This is a genomic window from Listeria fleischmannii subsp. fleischmannii LU2006-1, from assembly GCF_000344175.1.
GTDB classification, from domain to species: Bacteria; Bacillota; Bacilli; order Lactobacillales; family Listeriaceae; genus Listeria; species Listeria fleischmannii.
Map to the genome: position 1 here is coordinate 31,704 of NZ_ALWW01000017.1, position 17,682 is coordinate 49,385.

Consider the following 17,682-nt stretch of genomic DNA (forward strand, 5'->3'; position numbering starts at 1 on the left):
TTCAAACCGAGCTCTGTTTATTTTGTACAATGGCCAATTTCTGGCTATGTGGTTTTGCTATATTTTTATTTTTATTTTGAAGCAACAAATCTTAAGGATAGCTCCTGTCAATTGACAGAAGTTGTTTTTTCATGAGCCCGAAGATAAGGAGATGAGTACATGGAGAGAAGAAGAGTAGTTGTTACGGGTGTTGGAGCAGTTACACCACTTGGAAATGATGCAGAAACTTCTTGGGAAAATGCAAAAAATGGTGTAAATGGTGTTAAAGAATTAACGCGTTTAAATCCTGATGACTTCCCGGTAAAGATTGCTGCTGAATTAAAGGATTTCGATGTTGAAAAATATATCGAGAAAAAAGAAGCTCGTAAAATGGACCGTTTTACCCATTACGCAATTGCGGGGGCTGAAATGGCATTAAACGATGCGGATTTTAAAATTGATGACTCGAATGCGGAACGTGTAGGTGTTTGGATTGGTTCCGGTATCGGAGGCATGGAAACATTTGAAACGCAATATGATACGTATATTAATCGTGGCCTTCGCCGCGTCAGCCCATTTTTTGTCCCAATGATGATTCCAGATATGGCTTCTGGCCAAGTATCTATTCGTTTTGGTGCAAAAGGAATTAATACGGCTACTGTAACAGCCTGTGCAACAGGAACAAATTCAATTGGTGATGCGTTTAAAGTAATTGAGCGCGGCGATGCGGATGTCATGATCACAGGTGGAAGTGAAGCACCTATTACAAAAATGTCGCTTGCTGGTTTTTGTGCAAACAAGGCATTATCACTAAATCCTGATCCAGAAACAGCTTGTCGTCCGTTTGATAAGGACCGCGATGGCTTTATTATCGGTGAAGGTGCGGGGATTGTCATTTTAGAAGAGTACGAACATGCTAAAGCAAGAGGTGCCAAAATTTATGCAGAAGTAGTGGGCTACGGGTCAACAAGTGATGCCCACCATATTACAGCTCCAGCTCCAAATGGTGAGGGTGCGGCGCGTTCCATGAAACAAGCATTAAAAGATGCTGGTATTAAGCCGGAAGAGGTTGATTATATTAACGCTCATGGAACAAGCACAGGGTATAATGATGAATTCGAAACAGCGGCTGTTAAAACGGTCTTTGGTGAACATGCTTATAAACTTGCTGTAAGCTCCACAAAATCAATGACAGGTCATACATTAGGGGCTTCTGGTGGTATTGAAGCGATTTTCTCGATTTTAACGATTCGCGATAGTGTGATTCCGCCGACGATTCATTTAGAACATCCAGATCCGCTTTGTGACTTGGATTATGTAGCAAATCAATCACGTAAACAAGATGTATCTATCGTTATGTCTAACTCATTTGGTTTTGGTGGACATAATGCGACTTTAGTATTTAAGAAAATAACAGAATAGTTAAGAGAACTTGGGCTTTTGCGTCCAGGTTCTTTTTTTATAAGCAAAAAATTCGCTTCTCGTAAAAATATTTTGTACAATTAAATTGCGAACAATATAAAAGGAGATGATTTCTTGGAAACGAATCATCGGTTACTGGATGAGCAACTATGTTTTTCAATCTACAGCGCCCAGCGAAGCTTTACAAAATATTACCGAAAAGCTCTTACTTCGTTTCGCTTAACTTACCCTCAGTACATCGTGCTTCTCTCGCTCTGGGAACAGGACGGACAAAGTGTAATGGAATTAGGAGAACATCTTGATTTAGACAGCGGGACACTGACACCTTTGCTTAAAAGAATGGAGCAAGATGGTCTTGTCATTCGAAAAAGAAAGCGAACCGACGAGCGTGTTGTCCTCATTTCTTTAACCGAGAAGGCCATTCAGTTGGAAGAAGCTGTAATTAGCGAAGTGAACACTTGCATTCAGCAGTTATTTTCTGACGTAGAAGGAGACACAAATTTACTGGCAGAAATGAAACGTTTGAACGAAATACTTAAAAATCATTTAATCAAGGAGGAAAAAAGATGAAAAAATTATATGAAACTACAGTAATTAATACTGGCGGAAGAAGCGGGGAAGTGCATTCTGAAGATAATGTGTTTTTCTTTGATATATCAGCACCAAAAGAATTAGGCGGTGATGGTGGTGGCGGTACAAACCCAGAGCAATTATTTGCTGCGGGATATAGTGCATGCTTTAACAGCGCCTTAGAACTTGTAATGGGAAAAGCGGGCGTGAAAGGAAAAAGTGAAGTAACGGCAACAGTTTCACTATATAGCGACCCAGAAGATAATGGCTTTAAAGTTGGCGTGGACCTAGTGGCGCATATTGACGGGGTTGATGAAGCGACTGCTAAGGAATTAATTGAAAAAGCCCACCAAGTTTGTCCGTATAGTAAAGCGACAAGAGGTAATATTGACGTTACACTACAAATTGTATAAAAAAAACCCAAATCAAATTTTGATTTGGGCTTTTTTTTAACGACGCTTACGTCCAAGTCCGACGGCGTTTTCCATTTTCTTAAGGGTTTTATTTGCGATAAAACGGGCTTTTTCGGCCCCAGCATCAAGAATGTCATCTAATTCGTCAGACTGAATGAAGTTCTCATAGCGTTCTTGGATAGGCTCTAATTCTTGAACAACAATTTCGGCTAAATCGGCTTTAAAATCGCCATAACCTTTATTGACATACTTTTCTTCTATAACAGCTATTGCCTCACCTGTTAAGGCAGAATAGATGGACAGTAAATTTGAAATGCCGGGTTTATTTTCTTTATCATACTGTACGACACCAGATGAATCCGTGACCGCACTCTTAATTTTTTTCCTAATCGTATTGGGTGGATCTAACAAATAGATGGCACTTTTGACATTTTCATCAGATTTACTCATTTTTTTCGTCGGTTCCTGCAAGGACATAACACGCGCACCTTGTTTTGGTACAAAAATATCAGGAACTTTAAAGATTTCGTTATGCTTTTTATTAAAACGCTCTGCTAAATCACGAGTAAGCTCGATATGTTGTTTTTGGTCATCGCCAACCGGAATTAAATCGGTTTGATAAAGCAAAATATCAGCTGCCATAAGCGGAGGATACGTCAATAAACCAGCGCTAACTCCAGCTTTACCCGCAGATTTATCTTTAAATTGTGTCATTCTCTCAAGCTCGCCAATATAAACATTACACTGCAAAATCCACGCTGCTTGCGCATGTGCAGGGACTTCTGATTGAATAAATAAAGTGGCTTTTTCTGGGTCTAAACCAACCGCTAAATATAATGCGGCTAAGCTCCTAATTTGCTTTCTAAGTTTTAATCGGTCTTGTGGGACAGTAATAGCATGCTCATCCACAATACAATAGTAGCAGTCATATTCATCTTGGAAATTCCCAAATTGTTTTAATGCCCCGATATAGTTCCCAAGTGTTAAATCACCACTCGGCTGAATACCGGAAAAAATAACCTTTTTCATTTTATTCTCCTCCTAAAATTAAACTGACATGCGTATGTGAGAATATAAAAAACGTTCGTCCCTAGCAAAAGATATTGCTAGGGACGAACGTTTGTCCGCGGTACCACCCTAATTGCTTTAAAAAAGCACTCAAAAGATAACGGTCTTAAGCCGCCACTTGCTACTATTAGTTCACAAGCAGTTCTTGGGAAGCCCATTCCAATTTGTGCTGCACTTGTTTCCACCAACCACAAGTTCTCTATCTAATCGCTCACACAAAATGTACTATTTTCCCTCTAACGCATCAGTTATAGTAATGGTATTTTATCAAGAAATTAGCTAGAATGTCAACTTCACACATAATAAATGAGTAACGCCACTAGACTCGAAGCAAGAACAATAAGTGAGCTGAAAATAATATCGAGATAGGGAATGCCAACCAGTTCAGAAAGAGGCATGTCTGAAAACTCATTGTCTTCTTCTCCTTTAAATTTTCGAGAAACTTTGCGAAAACCATCATGAACACGATCTAAAAAACCAGAACGCATAATATAAACCAAGAGACCAATGATAAAAGTTAAAAAGCCAATATAGAAAGAGAGATTAATATATTGGAAAAGTGAAAATTGTTGTTGCAAGAGCATAATTAATAAAATAAGTACTTCTTGAATAAGGCAGTATATCAATAACCGTTTAAACAAAAATAAGTCACCTCACATCAGGTATTCTTTTCTTACTTTAGCATAAAAAAAGAAGATAAAACGAGTGTAGGGACTAAACTCATTTTAAAACAGAAAATTCAGAAATAGGTGGATATATAGTATTAAATCGCTGGAAAGCTTAGTTTTCTAGCGCATTCTTTCACATGATATTTTTTATTCTGAAAAATCCCATTATACCAACCTTTTTATTAATATTCCGTAAATTAAATTTATTTTTTTGGTATTTTTATATAGACAAGAGCGAAAAAAAAGTATATAAATAAAGATAATCCTAAATTATTCGGGATTAGCATCACTTTTTATTATAATTTTGGTCTAGCTTGTTTTTTGAGAGACAAATTCCGAATTCAAGATGAAAATTATTTGATTAAATTAGATTTATTTTCTGAAAACTTAATCAATGGCGCTCTGTTTTTGAGTCAATACATAAAACTATGCGTTATTTGTCAGACTTTTCATGTTTTTTAAGTTTTTATGAGAATTTTTTCAAAAATTTATCACTTTCAGCCTTGATTTGAAATATTTGGTTAAATCAATTTACAAAGCTTAAAATACTAGAGTATAATATTGAGTGAAACAATTTTTCGGAAAAATAAAAAAGGGAGGTATATTTAGTGAAAAAATCTAAATTATTTTTAGCTCTTGGATTGACACTAATACTAAGTTTAGTCTTAGTAGCGTGTGGAGGGGGAAATGATTCTTCGTCCGACAAAAAAGGCTCAGGTGATGGTAAAGCATCTGGAGAACAAGTGCTCAACTTATCAGAGAGTGCTTTGATTCCTTCTGCAGATAGCTCAAAAGCAGATGACCAAGTAGGTTTAAACGTTATTAACCAAACTAATGAAGGGCTTTATGCTCTTGACAAAGATGGGATTCCTGCAATTGCTGGAGCAGCTGAAGAACCAAAAATTAGTGATGATAAAACAGTTTATACCTTCAAATTACGTGATGATGCAAAATGGTCTAACGGTGACCCTGTAACAGCAAGTGACTATGTGTTTGCTTGGCAACGTGCAGTTAACCCAGATACAGCTGCAACGTATTCTTACCTATTCTCTGCTATTAAAAATGGCGATGATATTGTAGCTGGTAAGAAAAAACCTGAAGAATTAGGAATTAAAGCAGTAGATGATAAAACGCTTGAAATAACTTTATCCAAACCAGCTGCTTACATTAACTCTTTATTCGCATTCCCAACTTTCTTCCCATTAAATGAGAAGTTTGTAAATGAAAAAGGCGAAAAATATGCGCAAAATAGTGATAATATTTTATACAACGGTCCTTTCGTATTGAAAGACTGGACTGGTACGAATAAAAAATGGACATACGTAAAAAATGATAACTACTGGGATAAGGACGCTGTGAAATTGAAACAGATCAATGTTCAAGTTGTTCAAGATCCAGGTACGAACTTAAACCTTTATAACACAGGTAAAATTGATCGTGCGCTTCTTAGTGCAGAATACTCAGCACAAAATAAAGACAACAAAGATTATGTAGTAGTAAATGATTCATCTACTTTCTACATTAAATTTAACCAAGAACGTAAAGGTGAAAAAACGCCTCTTGCAAACAAAAACATCCGTAAAGCTATTGCACTTGCAATTGATAAAGAATCATATGCAAATACAGTACTACAAAACGGATCTAAACCAGCGAATAACTTAGTGCCACCAGAATTTACATTTGATCCTGGTAATAAAGAAGACTATGTAAAAGAATCTGGTCCACATTTAGAATACAATAAAGAAGAAGCTCAAAAAGCTTGGAAACAAGGTTTGAAAGAGCTAGGCGTTAACAAACTTACTTTAGAATTTACAAGTGATGATACTGAAAATGCGAAGAAATCTTCTGAATTTATTCAAAACCAATTAGAAACAAATCTAGATGGTCTATCTGTTAAACTTAAAAATGTACCGTTTAAAGTACGTTTACAAAATGACCAAAATCAAGATTACGATTTCTCTATGAGTGGTTGGGGCCCTGACTATCAAGATCCATCTACTTTCTTAGATCTATTCCAAACAGGTGGGGCACAAAATAGAATGAGCTATTCTAACCCTGCTTATGATAAAATTCTAAAAGATGCATCTGTGACTTACGCTGCTGATGCACAAAAACGTTGGGATGAAATGGTTAAAGCTGAACAAATCTTGCTTACAGATGATGTAGCGATTTCACCACTTTACCACCGTTCAAACGCTTATCTGCAAAAATCTTATATCAAAGATCTACAAAAAAATCCGTTTGGTCCAGACTATACGTACAAAAATACGTATTTGACTAAATAAGGTATAATTTTTAAGAAATGCTTGACTTAAGAGAGAGAGTATATTTCGATATACTCTCTCATTTTGCTGATGTTTTGTACAAGCTCTTTGCTTAACTAAACGCTTTAACGGCATATTAATATGGAAAAATAAAGTTTAGATAAAATCGGCTATCAATGTATGACGCATACATATATTTGGAAAGTTGAAAAAAACTCTAAATAGATAGTAAATTTTGCAAACTTTTAACACATAAAAAATAAATTTGGGAGGTGTAGAAAGAGATGGCAAAATATACGTTAAAACGCGTTTTCTACATGTTAATAACACTCTTCATTATTGCTTCAATTACATTCTTCCTAATGAAGCTTTTGCCTGGTACACCATATCGAAATCAGGAAAAACTTTCTGATGAACAAATTCATATTATGAATGAAAAGTATGGCTTAAATGATCCAGTACCTGTTCAATACTTTAACTATATGACAGGTTTAGTAAAAGGGGATTTAGGGGTATCTTTCCAACTCGACAATCGTCCAGTATCTGAAATTCTAGGCGCACTTATTGGTCCATCCGTTACACTCGCACTAGAAGCAATGGTTTTTGGTCTTTTCTTTGGTATTATATTAGGGGTTATTGCCGCCATGTATCAGAATAGGTGGCCCGACTATACGAGTACCTTCATTGCGATACTTGGGAAATCGATTCCTTCATTCGTCTTCGCTACCGTCCTGCAATACTGGATTGGTGCAAAATTACAATGGCTTCCTGTAGCTGGTTGGGGAACCTTTGCTGATTCAATATTACCAGCATTTGCACTTGCTATGTTCCCGCTTGCAACGGCAGCAAGGTTTATGAGAACTGAACTTATTGATGTTTTTGCTTCAGATTATATATTACTTGCCAAAGCTAAAGGGAATAGCCGTACAGAAATAGCGGTGAAACATGCAATTCGAAATGCACTCATTCCTTTGATTACCGTAATAGGACCTCTTTCTGTGTCATTAATGACAGGTTCTCTTGTAATTGAAAATATTTACGGAATTCCAGGTATTGGTAGTCAATTTGTCTCGTCTATTCAAACAAACGACTATCCTGTTATTATGGGGACTACAATCCTCTTTGCAGTAATGTTAATCTTTATCATCCTTGTTGTGGATATTTTATATGGATTAATTGATCCTCGAATTCGTGTGTCTGGAGGTAAGAAATAATGGCAGAAAAAATTGCAAAAGAAATGTTTCAGCCAGCGCAAGTTCAAGAGGCAGAAGCGGAAAAAATTTCGCGACCTAGTCTAACCTTCCTTCAAGATTCATGGATAAGGGTACGGAAAAATAAAGCTGCTTTAGTTTCTATTATAGTATTGGGGATTATTGTGCTTATGGCTATATTTGGTCAATATATGTCCCCGAACTTAGGGCCTAACAAAAGTGTAAATTACCAAAATACACCATATGCAAGTTTGCCACCAAAAGTTCCAGGATTTGATAATTTACCTTTTTGGAATGGAAAACAAAATATAGGTGGAACCGAAGTTGATGTTTATAAGCAAAAAAATGTTGAGGAAGGAACATATTATTGGCTAGGTAGTGATACATTAGGGCGTGACCAGTTTGCCCGAATTTGGGCTGGAACACGGGTATCGCTAATAATTGCAGTTGTAGCTGCCCTTTGTGATTTGATAATAGGGGTTACTTATGGACTCATTTCAGGATACGTAGGTGGCCGTGTAGATAATGTGATGCAACGTATTTTAGAAGTGATTTCTGCTATTCCGAACTTAGTAGTAGTTATTTTAATGTTACTTGTTCTGGATCCTGGTATTACTTCCATTATTATTGCAATAGCCATGACCAGTTGGATTACGATGGCAAGGGTTGTACGCGGTCAGGTCTTGAAACTTAAAGACCAAGAATTTGTTCTAGCTTCATTGACTTTAGGAGAATCTGTTCCTAAAATTTTGGTGAAGCATCTACTCCCTAACATTTCAGGTGTGATTATTATTAATGTTATGTTCAGTATTCCTAGTGCGATATTTTTTGAAGCATTCTTAAGCTTTATAGGGTTAGGTTTGCCAGCCCCAACAGCGTCGCTTGGAACATTGATTAATGATGGGTATAAAACGCTTCAAGTCTTGCCATACATGGTTCTGTATCCATCTATTGTATTGTGTGTTATTATGATAGCATTTAACTTAGTAGCTGACGGGCTTCGCGATGCGTTTGATCCGAAAATGCGTGACTAAAGGAGAGGTGAGGAAAAATGGAAAAATTATTAGAAGTTAAAGATTTACACATTTCCTTCCACACTTATGCCGGCGAAGTCCAAGCCATTCGTGGAGTAAATTTTGATCTTCACAAGGGTGAAACTCTTGCTATCGTGGGAGAATCAGGTTCTGGTAAATCAGTTACTACAAAAGCAGTTATGAGATTGCTTCCTGAAAGCAATTCTAGTATAAAATCCGGTCAAATTTTGTTTGGCGGTAAAGATTTAGCAACAGCATCTGAAAAACAAATGCAAAAAATTCGTGGTAAGGATATTGCCATGATTTTCCAAGATCCAATGACATCTTTAAATCCAACGATGCCCATCTGGAAACAAATTGCTGAGCCACTTATTAAGCATCAGAAAATCAGTAAAACAGAAGCTCGTAAAACGGCGCTTCGCCTACTGCAACTTGTTGGGATACCAAACGCGGAAGAACGTATTAAACAATACCCCCATCAATTTTCTGGAGGAATGCGTCAACGGGTTGTTATTGCGATTTCACTCGCATGTAATCCTCAAATTTTAATTGCGGATGAGCCAACAACAGCACTAGACGTAACAATCCAAGCCCAAATTTTAGACCTAATGAAAGATCTTCAAAAGAAAATTGATACATCGATTATTTTTATTACCCATGACCTTGGGGTTGTAGCGAATGTGGCGGATCGTGTAGCTGTTATGTATGCTGGGAAAATTGTTGAAATCGGAACTGTAGATGAGATATTTTACAATCCGCAACACCCTTATACATGGGGACTTATTAGCTCCATGCCTACGCTCGATACCGATGATGAAGAATTGTATGTTATTCCAGGGACTCCTCCTGATTTATTAAAACCGCCAAAAGGTGATGCGTTCGCTGCGCGTAATCAGTATGCGATGGCGATAGATTTAGAAGAGCAACCGCCAATGTTTCAAGTGTCTGATACGCATTATGCTGCGACATGGTTACTTCATCCAGACGCACCAGAAGTGACGCCTCCCGATGCAGTTTTAAGACGACAAGAACAATTTGCGAAGGAACATCCTGGTATGCAAGCTGTTCATGCGAAGGGGGTTGAACAAGGTGAGTGAACAAGAAAAATTACTTGAAATCCACAATCTAAAACAATACTTTAATCAAGGTAAAGCAAATGAAGTTCGGGCAGTTGACGATATTTCTTTTGATATTTATAAAGGCGAGACACTTGGCCTTGTAGGAGAGTCTGGGTGTGGGAAATCCACAACTGGACGTACCATTATTCGTTTGTATGACGCAACTGGTGGCGAAGTTTTGTATAATGGTAAAAATGTCCATGCCAAAAAATCGCGCAAGGAAATGCATGAGTTTCGCCGGAAAATGCAAATGATTTTCCAAGATCCGTATGCTTCTCTTAATCCACGTATGAAGGTTCGAGATATTATAGCAGAAGGTATTAATATCCACGGCCTTGCGAAGTCTCAAGCAGACGCAGATGAGCAAATTTATAAGCTACTTGAAACGGTTGGCTTGAGTAAGGAGCATGCAGGGCGTTATCCACATGAATTCTCTGGTGGCCAAAGACAACGTATTGGAATTGCAAGAGCACTTGCAGTTCAACCTGAATTTATTATCGCGGATGAACCGATTTCAGCACTAGATGTTTCGATTCAAGCGCAAGTAGTCAATTTATTGAAGGAATTGCAAAAAGAGAAGGGTTTAACCTATCTTTTTATCGCACATGACCTTTCAATGGTAAAATATATTAGTGACCGTATTGGTGTGATGTACTTTGGGAAACTAGTGGAGTTAGCGCCTGCTAATGACTTATATCGTGCCCCACTACATCCATATACAGAATCTCTTTTATCCGCTATCCCGCTTCCAGACCCTAATTATGAGCGTACTCGTGTACGTAAAGCGTACGATCCAACGACGCATGCTTATAAAGACGGCGAAGAAGTGAAAATGCGTGAGATTGCTGAAGGACATTTTGTTTACTGTTCTGAAAGTGAACTTCAAATGTATAAAGAGAAACATGCGAATTTAACAGCAGCTGCAAATTAATAAAAAAAGAATTCTAGGTTTTTCTAGAATTCTTTTTTTATTAGAAGGATAATAGCAAAATCTCATTGAATTTTAATAAAACTGATGGAATTTTCATGTGATTCTAGTTTAAACCAAGTATAGTAGGGTATACATTAAGAGCGGCTTACTAAAAGCATTTCTACATATTTGTAATAAAAATTTCCAAAATAGTATATAGAATTTCACAAAATTAGTGTATAATGAAGAAGTAAGTTCTTATATTGCTATTTTGCAAATAGAGAAATGAATTAGCAATTCGTTTGTGAATGAAATAAAATAAAAACGGATTAAGGAGTGTGAATGTCTAATGGTAACGTTATACACTTCACCTAGTTGCACATCTTGCCGTAAAGCGCGTGCATGGTTAGAAGAACATGAAATCCCTTATAAAGAAAGAAATATTTTTTCTGAGCCACTTAGTTTGGATGAAATAAAAGAGATTCTTCGTATGACGGAGGATGGAACAGATGAAATTATTTCGACTCGTTCTAAAACTTTTCAAAAACTTAACGTTGACTTAGATAGTTTGCCACTTCAAGAACTATTTGAGTTAATTCAAAAAAACCCGGGTTTACTTAGACGCCCCATTATTATTGATGAGAAGCGACTTCAAGTTGGTTACAATGAAGATGAAATCCGTCGTTTTTTACCAAGAAAAGTAAGAACTTATCAACTTCGTGAAGCACAAAAAATGGTTAATTAATCTATTTATGTTGGAGTTGTTGAATAGAATCTTATTCAACAACTTTTTTTCTTTGCTTATTTTACTATTTTCGGATAATATTATAAGACTACCAGTAAATAATGGTGGTATAAAAAGCTTTTTTAGGCTAAAATATAAGTATAAGTAATACCCTTCATTGTCAATGACTAATTTGGAAGGGAGAGTGTGACGATGGAAATTGAACGAATTAATGAGGATACAATTAAATTTTATATCTCTTATCTTGATTTAGAAGAGCGCGGTTTTAACCAAGAAGATGTTTGGTATGATCGTGAGAAAAGTGAAGAACTTTTCTGGGAAATGATGGATGAGCTGAAATATGAAGAAGAGTTCTCTCCAGAAGGTCCGCTCTGGATACAAGTGCAAGCGCTAAAACATGGTTTAGAAGTATTTGTGACAAAAGCAAGTATTTCTGGTAAAAATGAGGGGAACCTAAGCCTTAATGTTACACAAAACGATGAATTAGCAGAAGAACGAATTGAAAAAATGCTGGAAGAGAACTTTAATCCAGCTAAAAAGGATAATTCAAATACAGAAGATACGTTAGAGTTTATTTTAGAATTCAATGATTTTGAAGACTTAATTACAATGAGTCATGCCACTGGGCTTACAGATGTGACAACAAAATTATTTGCTTACAAAGACAACTATTATTTGTATGTTGAGTTTCCTGAAGCTACTTTTGATGAAAAAACATTGACAATGTTGTAAGTATTTTACTTGAGTATGGTTTAGAATCCAATCTAACAGGTTATATTCTTGAGGAATATGGTAATCTAGTTTTTGATACACCAGCTTTAGAAAAAATTAAGAAGCATTTTGATTAAATTGGAATATAGAAGACTTATTTTTACTTGATGTAGGAATAAGTCTTCTTTTTTGCGTAAAAAATCTTTTTGGGAAAAAGAAGGAATTTAATCACGCATGGCGAATTTAAAATATAAAAGAGGTGCTTCCATGTTTACTGCTCAAGATGAAAATGGTCAATCAATTACAGTAACAGAAACTAACAGACATTTGCTCAAAAATGCGTCGAAATTTTATATGTGCCATTGTTGTCAGGAAGAAGTTATTTTAAAAAATGGGGAAATTAAAATACCTCATTTTGCTCATAAAAAAGGGGGGAAGTGTCAAGCGGCTTCAGAAGGCGAAACTAGTCGGCATTTAAATGCTAAAAAATTATTACTTGGCTGGTTAAAGTATCAAAACTTCCAAGTTGAATTGGAACACTATTTTCCAGTCATAAAGCGCCAAGCAGATTTATTTGTTGAAAATAATATTGTGATTGAATATCAATGTTCGACCATCCCTATTTCTCAAATGATTGAACGAACGGAAAATTATTTATCACTTGGTTTAAAGCCATATTGGATTTTAGGACAAAAAGTAGTAATGAAACAAGGGAAATACGTGTTTTCGACATTTCAATTAGCTTTTTTACTTAAAGACAAACAATTGGGCTATTTTTTATTAAGTTTTCATCCAGAAGAAAAATGTTTTGAATTGTTCTATCATATTCAACATTATGCGGGAAAGTATTTTTTTGCATCGTCAATGAAATTGTCCACTAATTATTCACTTGAAGCAATGCAGGAAAAAATAACAGGGGTTCGGTTCAAAAGCTTATTTGTAAAACGAAATCGGAAGTTGGAGCGAGAACATCTGAGTTATTTTTATGCGAAATATAAAACGAAAAGTGTCTTTTTACAACAGCTCTATCAGGCCGGTTATGCGATAATTAATTTGCCTCCTGAAATTGGGGTTCAATTGCCGTCTCAATTTTTAGTGCATACGCCAGCTGTAGAATGGCAGTTTAAACTATGGGAAAATTTTTTGAAATTACTTGAAACTGGGGATACTTTTAGTAAAGAGCATATTGCTCAGTATTTTCAAAAGTATGTGATGAGCATAAAAATGATTTTTTTACCACTAAATGAATGCCATTTATTGCTCACGGAATATCTCCTTTTTTTAGAAAAAGAAGGGGTTTTAGTGGAATATATTTTGGATCGATATAAAATAAAACGACAAATGATGTATAAGGAAAAATCATATAACTAGAAATCATGATTTTTTGCAATTTCTAAAAAATTAGCTCATAATAATAAGAAATATGACTTTGGGGGTTATGGATTTATGGTAGAAAATAAAATCAAAACAATTCCTGCAAGAAATGAAGTCCCAGAACATTTAACCTGGGATTTAACAACTATTTTTAAAAGCGATGATGATTGGGAGAAAGGTTTTAGCGAAGTCCAAAAATTAAGCGAATTGAGTGCTTCTTATAAAGGGACACTTGGTGAAAGTGCTACTCATTTACTTCGAGCGTTGCAGTTTCGTGATGACTTGCTTAACAAGCTTGAGAACGTTTATGTGTACGCACATTTAAAATTAGACCAAGATACAGCGGACGGGAAATATCAGAGTTTAAATAGTCGCGCTGGAAGTCTTATTACGCAAGTGGTATCAGGGATTTCTTATTTTGATCCGGAAATTTTAGCGATAGATGAACATGTATTAGCTAGTTATTTAGAAGAGAATGAGGCGTTACGTTTATATAAACATTTACTTGATGATTTAAATTTAAGTCGTCCCTATATTTTATCAGAAAAGGAAGAGGCTATTTTAGCAAGCGCAGGTGAGGTATTAGGAAATTCGTCCAAAACCTTTAATACATTAAACAATGCAGATTTAAAATTCCCAACAATTGAGGATGAAGAAGGAAACAAAGTTGAGATTACACATGGTCAATATGGGAAGCTTTTAGAGAGCGGGGATCGTAGAGTTCGTAAAGAAGCCTTTTTAGGTATGTATTCAGTTTATGAGGGCTTGAAAAATACATTAGCTTCTACACTTAGCGGACAAATAAAAAAATCCAACTTTTATGCTCGAACTAGAGGATATAAATCGGCTAGAGAGGCGGCGCTTTCTTCCAATCATATTCCCGAATCTGTTTATGATTCTTTAGTTGAAACTGTGAATAAGCACTTACCTTTATTGCACCGGTATGTGGCTCTTCGTAAAGAGCTTCTTGGATTAGAAGAGTTGCACATGTATGATTTATATACGCCTCTTTCAAATGATGTAAACTTGGAATTCTCTTATGAAAATGCGAAAGAGATTGTGCTGAACGGATTACTTCCGTTAGGTGAGGAGTATCAAGGTATCTTAAAAGAAGCGTTTGATAAGCGCTGGATTGATGTTGTTGAAAATAAAGGAAAGAGAAGCGGTGCTTATTCATCAGGTGCATATAGTACAAGTCCCTATATTTTAATGAACTGGCAAGATACAATTGATAATGTCTTTACGTTAGCGCATGAACTTGGGCATAGTGTGCATAGCTACTATACGCGAAATAATCAGCCTTATGTATATGGGGATTATTCCATCTTTCTAGCAGAAGTGGCTTCCACAACGAATGAAAACTTATTGACGGATTATTTGTTGAAAAAATATGAGGATAAGAAGGTTAGGGCATATTTATTAAACCATTATTTAGATGGTTTTAAAGGTACCGTATTCCGTCAAACGCAATTTGCGGAGTTTGAACATTTTATTCATCAAGCGGATCAAGATGGTGTAGCGCTCACTGCAGAGTATTTAACTGAAAATTATTTTAGAATCAATGAAAATTATTATGGTTCAGATGTGATGAAGTATGATACTGAAATTGGCTATGAGTGGTCTAGAATTCCACACTTCTACATGAATTACTATGTTTTCCAATATGCAACTGGGTTTTCTGCGGCATCGGCACTTAGTGCGAAAATTTTAAATGAAGGAGAACAGGCTGTCCATGACTATATTGCATTCTTAAAAGCAGGAAGTTCTGATTTCCCAATTGAGGTATTAAAACGTGCTGGAGTGGATATGACAACACAAAAACCTGTAGAAGATGCGCTTAAAGTATTTGAAGATAAACTGAATGAATTAGAATCGCTAACAAAATAAGTTTGTGAATTGATGATTTTGTAGGTAAAATTTTAAAAAAATTTCAGTAAAAGAAGCTTTCATATTTGAGAAAGCTTCTTTTTACTTTAAGTTGTTATAATTTGGGATAGAGGAATTTAAACAGTTGAATAGTCTAATAGTGTGGTTTTGGATAGGTGTTTTAGATTTTGTTGAAGAAGCTGTTTTTAATTTTCAACACTTTTATTTTATAGTAATACCTAGATGGGAATAAATCTAAAATAAAAAAGTTTGTGAAGTATTGAATTAATAAGTTATATATGGTATATTTATACCGTGAAATAAATCACAAACAAATACCCCCTTTATTTGATTGTGTGAATTTCTCCTTTTGATTGCGCTGAAAGAAGCTGTGCCTTTTGTGGTACAGCTTTTTTCGTGGTTATAGCTGGGAAATAAATTTAAATAAGGAGCTATTTCTTTTTATGTCTTTTTTTCACTCTGTGTAAAAAAGACAGATAATCATAAAAAAATTTCTAAATTACATGATTTGTATACAGATATTACGGGTTAGTTGTGCTATGCTAAATGAGTAATTAATTTATTGGAAGAGGAGTGTTTTATAATGAAAGAGCCATTAACAATTGAAGAAAAAAGAATGGTGCCACATCAATTTCATACAAATTTAAATAATCGTGCATTTGAGAAGCAGTACGATTTAATTACTCCAGATATAAAGTTTTACAAGAATGGACAAGTGGTTGAAGGAGCAGATGATTTTGTACAAGCCCTTCAATCCATAATTGCATTTTCAGAAGATGCCATGATTGATGATAAAGAGCTTTATGCGGATGAAAATGTTGCTATTAGTAGATATATTTTATCTGGTACTTTAACGGGGGAATTAACATTTCCAGATGGAACAACCGCGAGTCAAACAAACAAAAAATTTAGCTATAATTCAGTCGAATTTTTCTCACTTAATGAAGAAGGAAAGGTTTATGAAATTCGTCAGGTGAATGATTCGGGGCTAACACCTACAACTATTGAAAGCCAAGTAAAATAAGTTAGTATTCTATTTAAATTGAATTTTAGAATAAAGTATAGATGTAGTAAAAGGAGTTGTGGAATTTTCCACAACTCCTTTTGTTTTTCGATTTCTCATTTTATAATTAAAAAGATTGACATGAAATGCATTTCATTTGATATAGTAAGTGGGAGAGGAGTGTTTGGATGATTAAATTAGTAGCGGTAGATATGGATGGGACTTTTTTGGATGATCAGAAAAAATATGATAAGAAAAGGTTTTTAGGGATTTTTGAACGGATGAGGGAATCAGGCGCGGAGTTTGTTGTGGCTAGTGGTAACCAGCATGTTCAATTGGCTCCTTTTTTTGAAGAGATAAAAGAGGAAATTACTTTTGTGTCGGATAATGGGGCGTATGTTTGTAAGGGAGAAGAAGATATTTTTGCTGGCGTTTTTGAAAAAGAAGATTTTGCAGAAATTACGAAAATTTTGCGTGAGAATACGGAATTTGAAACAGTAGTGTGCGGAAAAAAAGGGGCCTATGTTCTTCGTACAGTTTCAGATGAATTTTGTGATTCCATTGCGATGTATTGCCCTGTTTTAATAAAAGTGAAAGATTTTGCTGAGATTGATGATATTATATTTAAATTTGCTTTGTCCTGTAAGGAAGAGGAGACGTATCGTTTACTGGATGAGCTAAGTGGGGCAATTAGCCATATGGCGACCCCTGTTAGTAGCGGGCATGGTAGCATCGATTTGATTAAGCCAGGAAATCATAAAGGACATGCCATAAAACTTTTGATGGAAAAATGGGGAATTCAGGCGGACGAAGTGATGACGTTTGGTGATGGGGGCAATGATTTGGAGATGTTGAAATTAGCCGGCTTTGGATTTGCGATGGAAAACGCACCGGATTATGTTAAAAAAGCAGCTCGTTTTGTTGCAAAATCAAATAATGAATCAGGTGTTTTAGTAGAGCTTGAGAAGCATTTCTAGCCTTGCCAAAAAGATTGTTTTAAGTCGACACAACCGTTTTTTTTGAAGGGTACCTGTTCTTGTTGGAGTAGTGTGATTTGTTCTGGCCATCCAGGGACTGTTCGTCCTGCTGAATTTACAACACGGTGGCAAGGCAAATTTAATGTGCGGTCTGTGTGCTTTAAAACATTACCAACAAGACGGGCATTTTTAGGATGCTGAATCATATAGCGATTGGCDYTAAGTGGTGACTTTTTCTTAGGAATGYSTTTTATAACAGTAATAAACACTAATCTAATAAAATGTCTTTTGAAGCCATTTTAAAAACTCCTTTTTTAGTTTAGTATAG

Annotated in this window: 16 protein-coding genes, 1 pseudogene and 1 other annotated feature; of the genes and pseudogenes, 14 read left to right on the forward strand and 3 right to left on the reverse strand. The window is 35.7% G+C overall.

Features of this window, described 5'->3' with window-relative positions; all coding sequences use genetic code 11:
- Nucleotides 1-159 precede the first annotated feature (159 nt).
- From fabF to LFLEISCH_RS06710, 3 genes are all read left to right on the forward strand, one after another.
- Nucleotides 160-1,401 (forward strand): beta-ketoacyl-ACP synthase II, encoded by a 1,242-nt coding sequence (gene fabF, locus LFLEISCH_RS06700; protein WP_007474614.1) that lies wholly within the window; start codon nt 160-162, stop codon nt 1,399-1,401.
- A 114-nt stretch (nt 1,402-1,515) separates the two neighbouring features.
- The gene (locus tag LFLEISCH_RS06705; protein WP_007474616.1) at nt 1,516-1,971 is read left to right on the forward strand and encodes a MarR family winged helix-turn-helix transcriptional regulator; all 456 of its coding nucleotides are present in this window, start codon (nt 1,516-1,518) and stop codon (nt 1,969-1,971) included.
- Entirely contained in the window at nt 1,968-2,384 is a 417-nt protein-coding gene (locus tag LFLEISCH_RS06710) for an organic hydroperoxide resistance protein (protein WP_007474618.1), read from the forward strand. The genes LFLEISCH_RS06705 and LFLEISCH_RS06710 overlap by 4 nt, the downstream gene beginning before the upstream one ends.
- A gap of 36 nt (nt 2,385-2,420) precedes the next feature.
- On the opposite strand, the gene trpS is transcribed toward LFLEISCH_RS06710, so the two are convergent.
- Both trpS and LFLEISCH_RS06720 read right to left on the reverse strand, forming a co-directional pair.
- On the reverse strand, nt 2,421-3,413 hold the full coding sequence (gene trpS, locus LFLEISCH_RS06715; protein ID WP_007474621.1) for a tryptophan--tRNA ligase: 993 nt from the start codon (nt 3,411-3,413) through the stop codon (nt 2,421-2,423).
- A 76-nt stretch (nt 3,414-3,489) separates the two neighbouring features.
- Nucleotides 3,490-3,701 (reverse strand) — a binding site (T-box leader).
- A 44-nt stretch (nt 3,702-3,745) separates the two neighbouring features.
- Nucleotides 3,746-4,093 (reverse strand): DUF3899 domain-containing protein, encoded by a 348-nt coding sequence (locus LFLEISCH_RS06720; RefSeq protein ID WP_007474624.1) that lies wholly within the window; start codon nt 4,091-4,093, stop codon nt 3,746-3,748.
- Between the two features lie 635 nt (nt 4,094-4,728).
- On the opposite strand from LFLEISCH_RS06720, the gene LFLEISCH_RS06725 reads away from it, so the two are divergent.
- The 11 genes and pseudogenes from LFLEISCH_RS06725 (at nt 4,729) to LFLEISCH_RS06775 (ending at nt 17,354) form a co-directional block, all read left to right on the forward strand.
- Nucleotides 4,729-6,405, forward strand: a complete 1,677-nt coding sequence (locus LFLEISCH_RS06725; protein WP_007474625.1) for a peptide ABC transporter substrate-binding protein — start codon at nt 4,729-4,731, stop codon at nt 6,403-6,405.
- Nucleotides 6,406-6,668: 263 nt separating this feature from the next.
- Complete coding sequence (gene opp3b, locus LFLEISCH_RS06730; protein WP_007474627.1) at nt 6,669-7,598, forward strand: oligopeptide ABC transporter permease; 930 nt, start codon at nt 6,669-6,671, stop codon at nt 7,596-7,598.
- Nucleotides 7,598-8,629 carry an oligopeptide ABC transporter permease gene (opp3C, locus tag LFLEISCH_RS06735; protein ID WP_007474629.1) on the forward strand — a complete coding sequence of 344 codons (1,032 nt, stop codon included), beginning with the start codon at nt 7,598-7,600 and terminating at the stop codon, nt 8,627-8,629. The genes opp3b and opp3C overlap by 1 nt, the downstream gene beginning before the upstream one ends.
- Before the next feature lie 17 nt (nt 8,630-8,646).
- The gene (locus LFLEISCH_RS06740) at nt 8,647-9,726 is read left to right on the forward strand and encodes an ABC transporter ATP-binding protein (RefSeq protein WP_007474631.1); all 1,080 of its coding nucleotides are present in this window, start codon (nt 8,647-8,649) and stop codon (nt 9,724-9,726) included.
- A complete protein-coding gene (locus tag LFLEISCH_RS06745) occupies nt 9,698-10,678 on the forward strand; it encodes an ABC transporter ATP-binding protein (protein WP_036062850.1) in 981 nt (326 codons plus the stop codon). Before LFLEISCH_RS06740 ends, LFLEISCH_RS06745 begins: the two co-directional genes overlap by 29 nt.
- A gap of 328 nt (nt 10,679-11,006) precedes the next feature.
- Entirely contained in the window at nt 11,007-11,402 is a 396-nt protein-coding gene (spxA, locus tag LFLEISCH_RS06750; protein ID WP_007474633.1) for a transcriptional regulator SpxA, read from the forward strand.
- A 192-nt stretch (nt 11,403-11,594) separates the two neighbouring features.
- Nucleotides 11,595-12,250 (forward strand): annotated as a pseudogene (gene mecA, locus LFLEISCH_RS06755) (adaptor protein MecA).
- Nucleotides 12,251-12,380: 130 nt separating this feature from the next.
- Nucleotides 12,381-13,484, forward strand: coding sequence for a competence protein CoiA family protein (locus LFLEISCH_RS06760; protein ID WP_040504792.1), 1,104 nt, complete (start codon nt 12,381-12,383; stop codon nt 13,482-13,484).
- A 75-nt stretch (nt 13,485-13,559) separates the two neighbouring features.
- On the forward strand, nt 13,560-15,374 hold the full coding sequence (gene pepF, locus LFLEISCH_RS06765; protein ID WP_007474636.1) for an oligoendopeptidase F: 1,815 nt from the start codon (nt 13,560-13,562) through the stop codon (nt 15,372-15,374).
- A gap of 583 nt (nt 15,375-15,957) precedes the next feature.
- Complete coding sequence (locus tag LFLEISCH_RS06770; RefSeq protein WP_007474637.1) at nt 15,958-16,398, forward strand: nuclear transport factor 2 family protein; 441 nt, start codon at nt 15,958-15,960, stop codon at nt 16,396-16,398.
- A 167-nt stretch (nt 16,399-16,565) separates the two neighbouring features.
- Entirely contained in the window at nt 16,566-17,354 is a 789-nt protein-coding gene (locus tag LFLEISCH_RS06775; protein WP_007474638.1) for a Cof-type HAD-IIB family hydrolase, read from the forward strand.
- Here LFLEISCH_RS06775 and LFLEISCH_RS06780 read toward each other — a convergent pair.
- Nucleotides 17,351-17,560 carry an MGMT family protein gene (locus LFLEISCH_RS06780; RefSeq protein WP_007474639.1) on the reverse strand — a complete coding sequence of 70 codons (210 nt, stop codon included), beginning with the start codon at nt 17,558-17,560 and terminating at the stop codon, nt 17,351-17,353. The genes LFLEISCH_RS06775 and LFLEISCH_RS06780 overlap by 4 nt on opposite strands.
- Between the last annotated feature and the right edge of the window lie 122 nt (nt 17,561-17,682).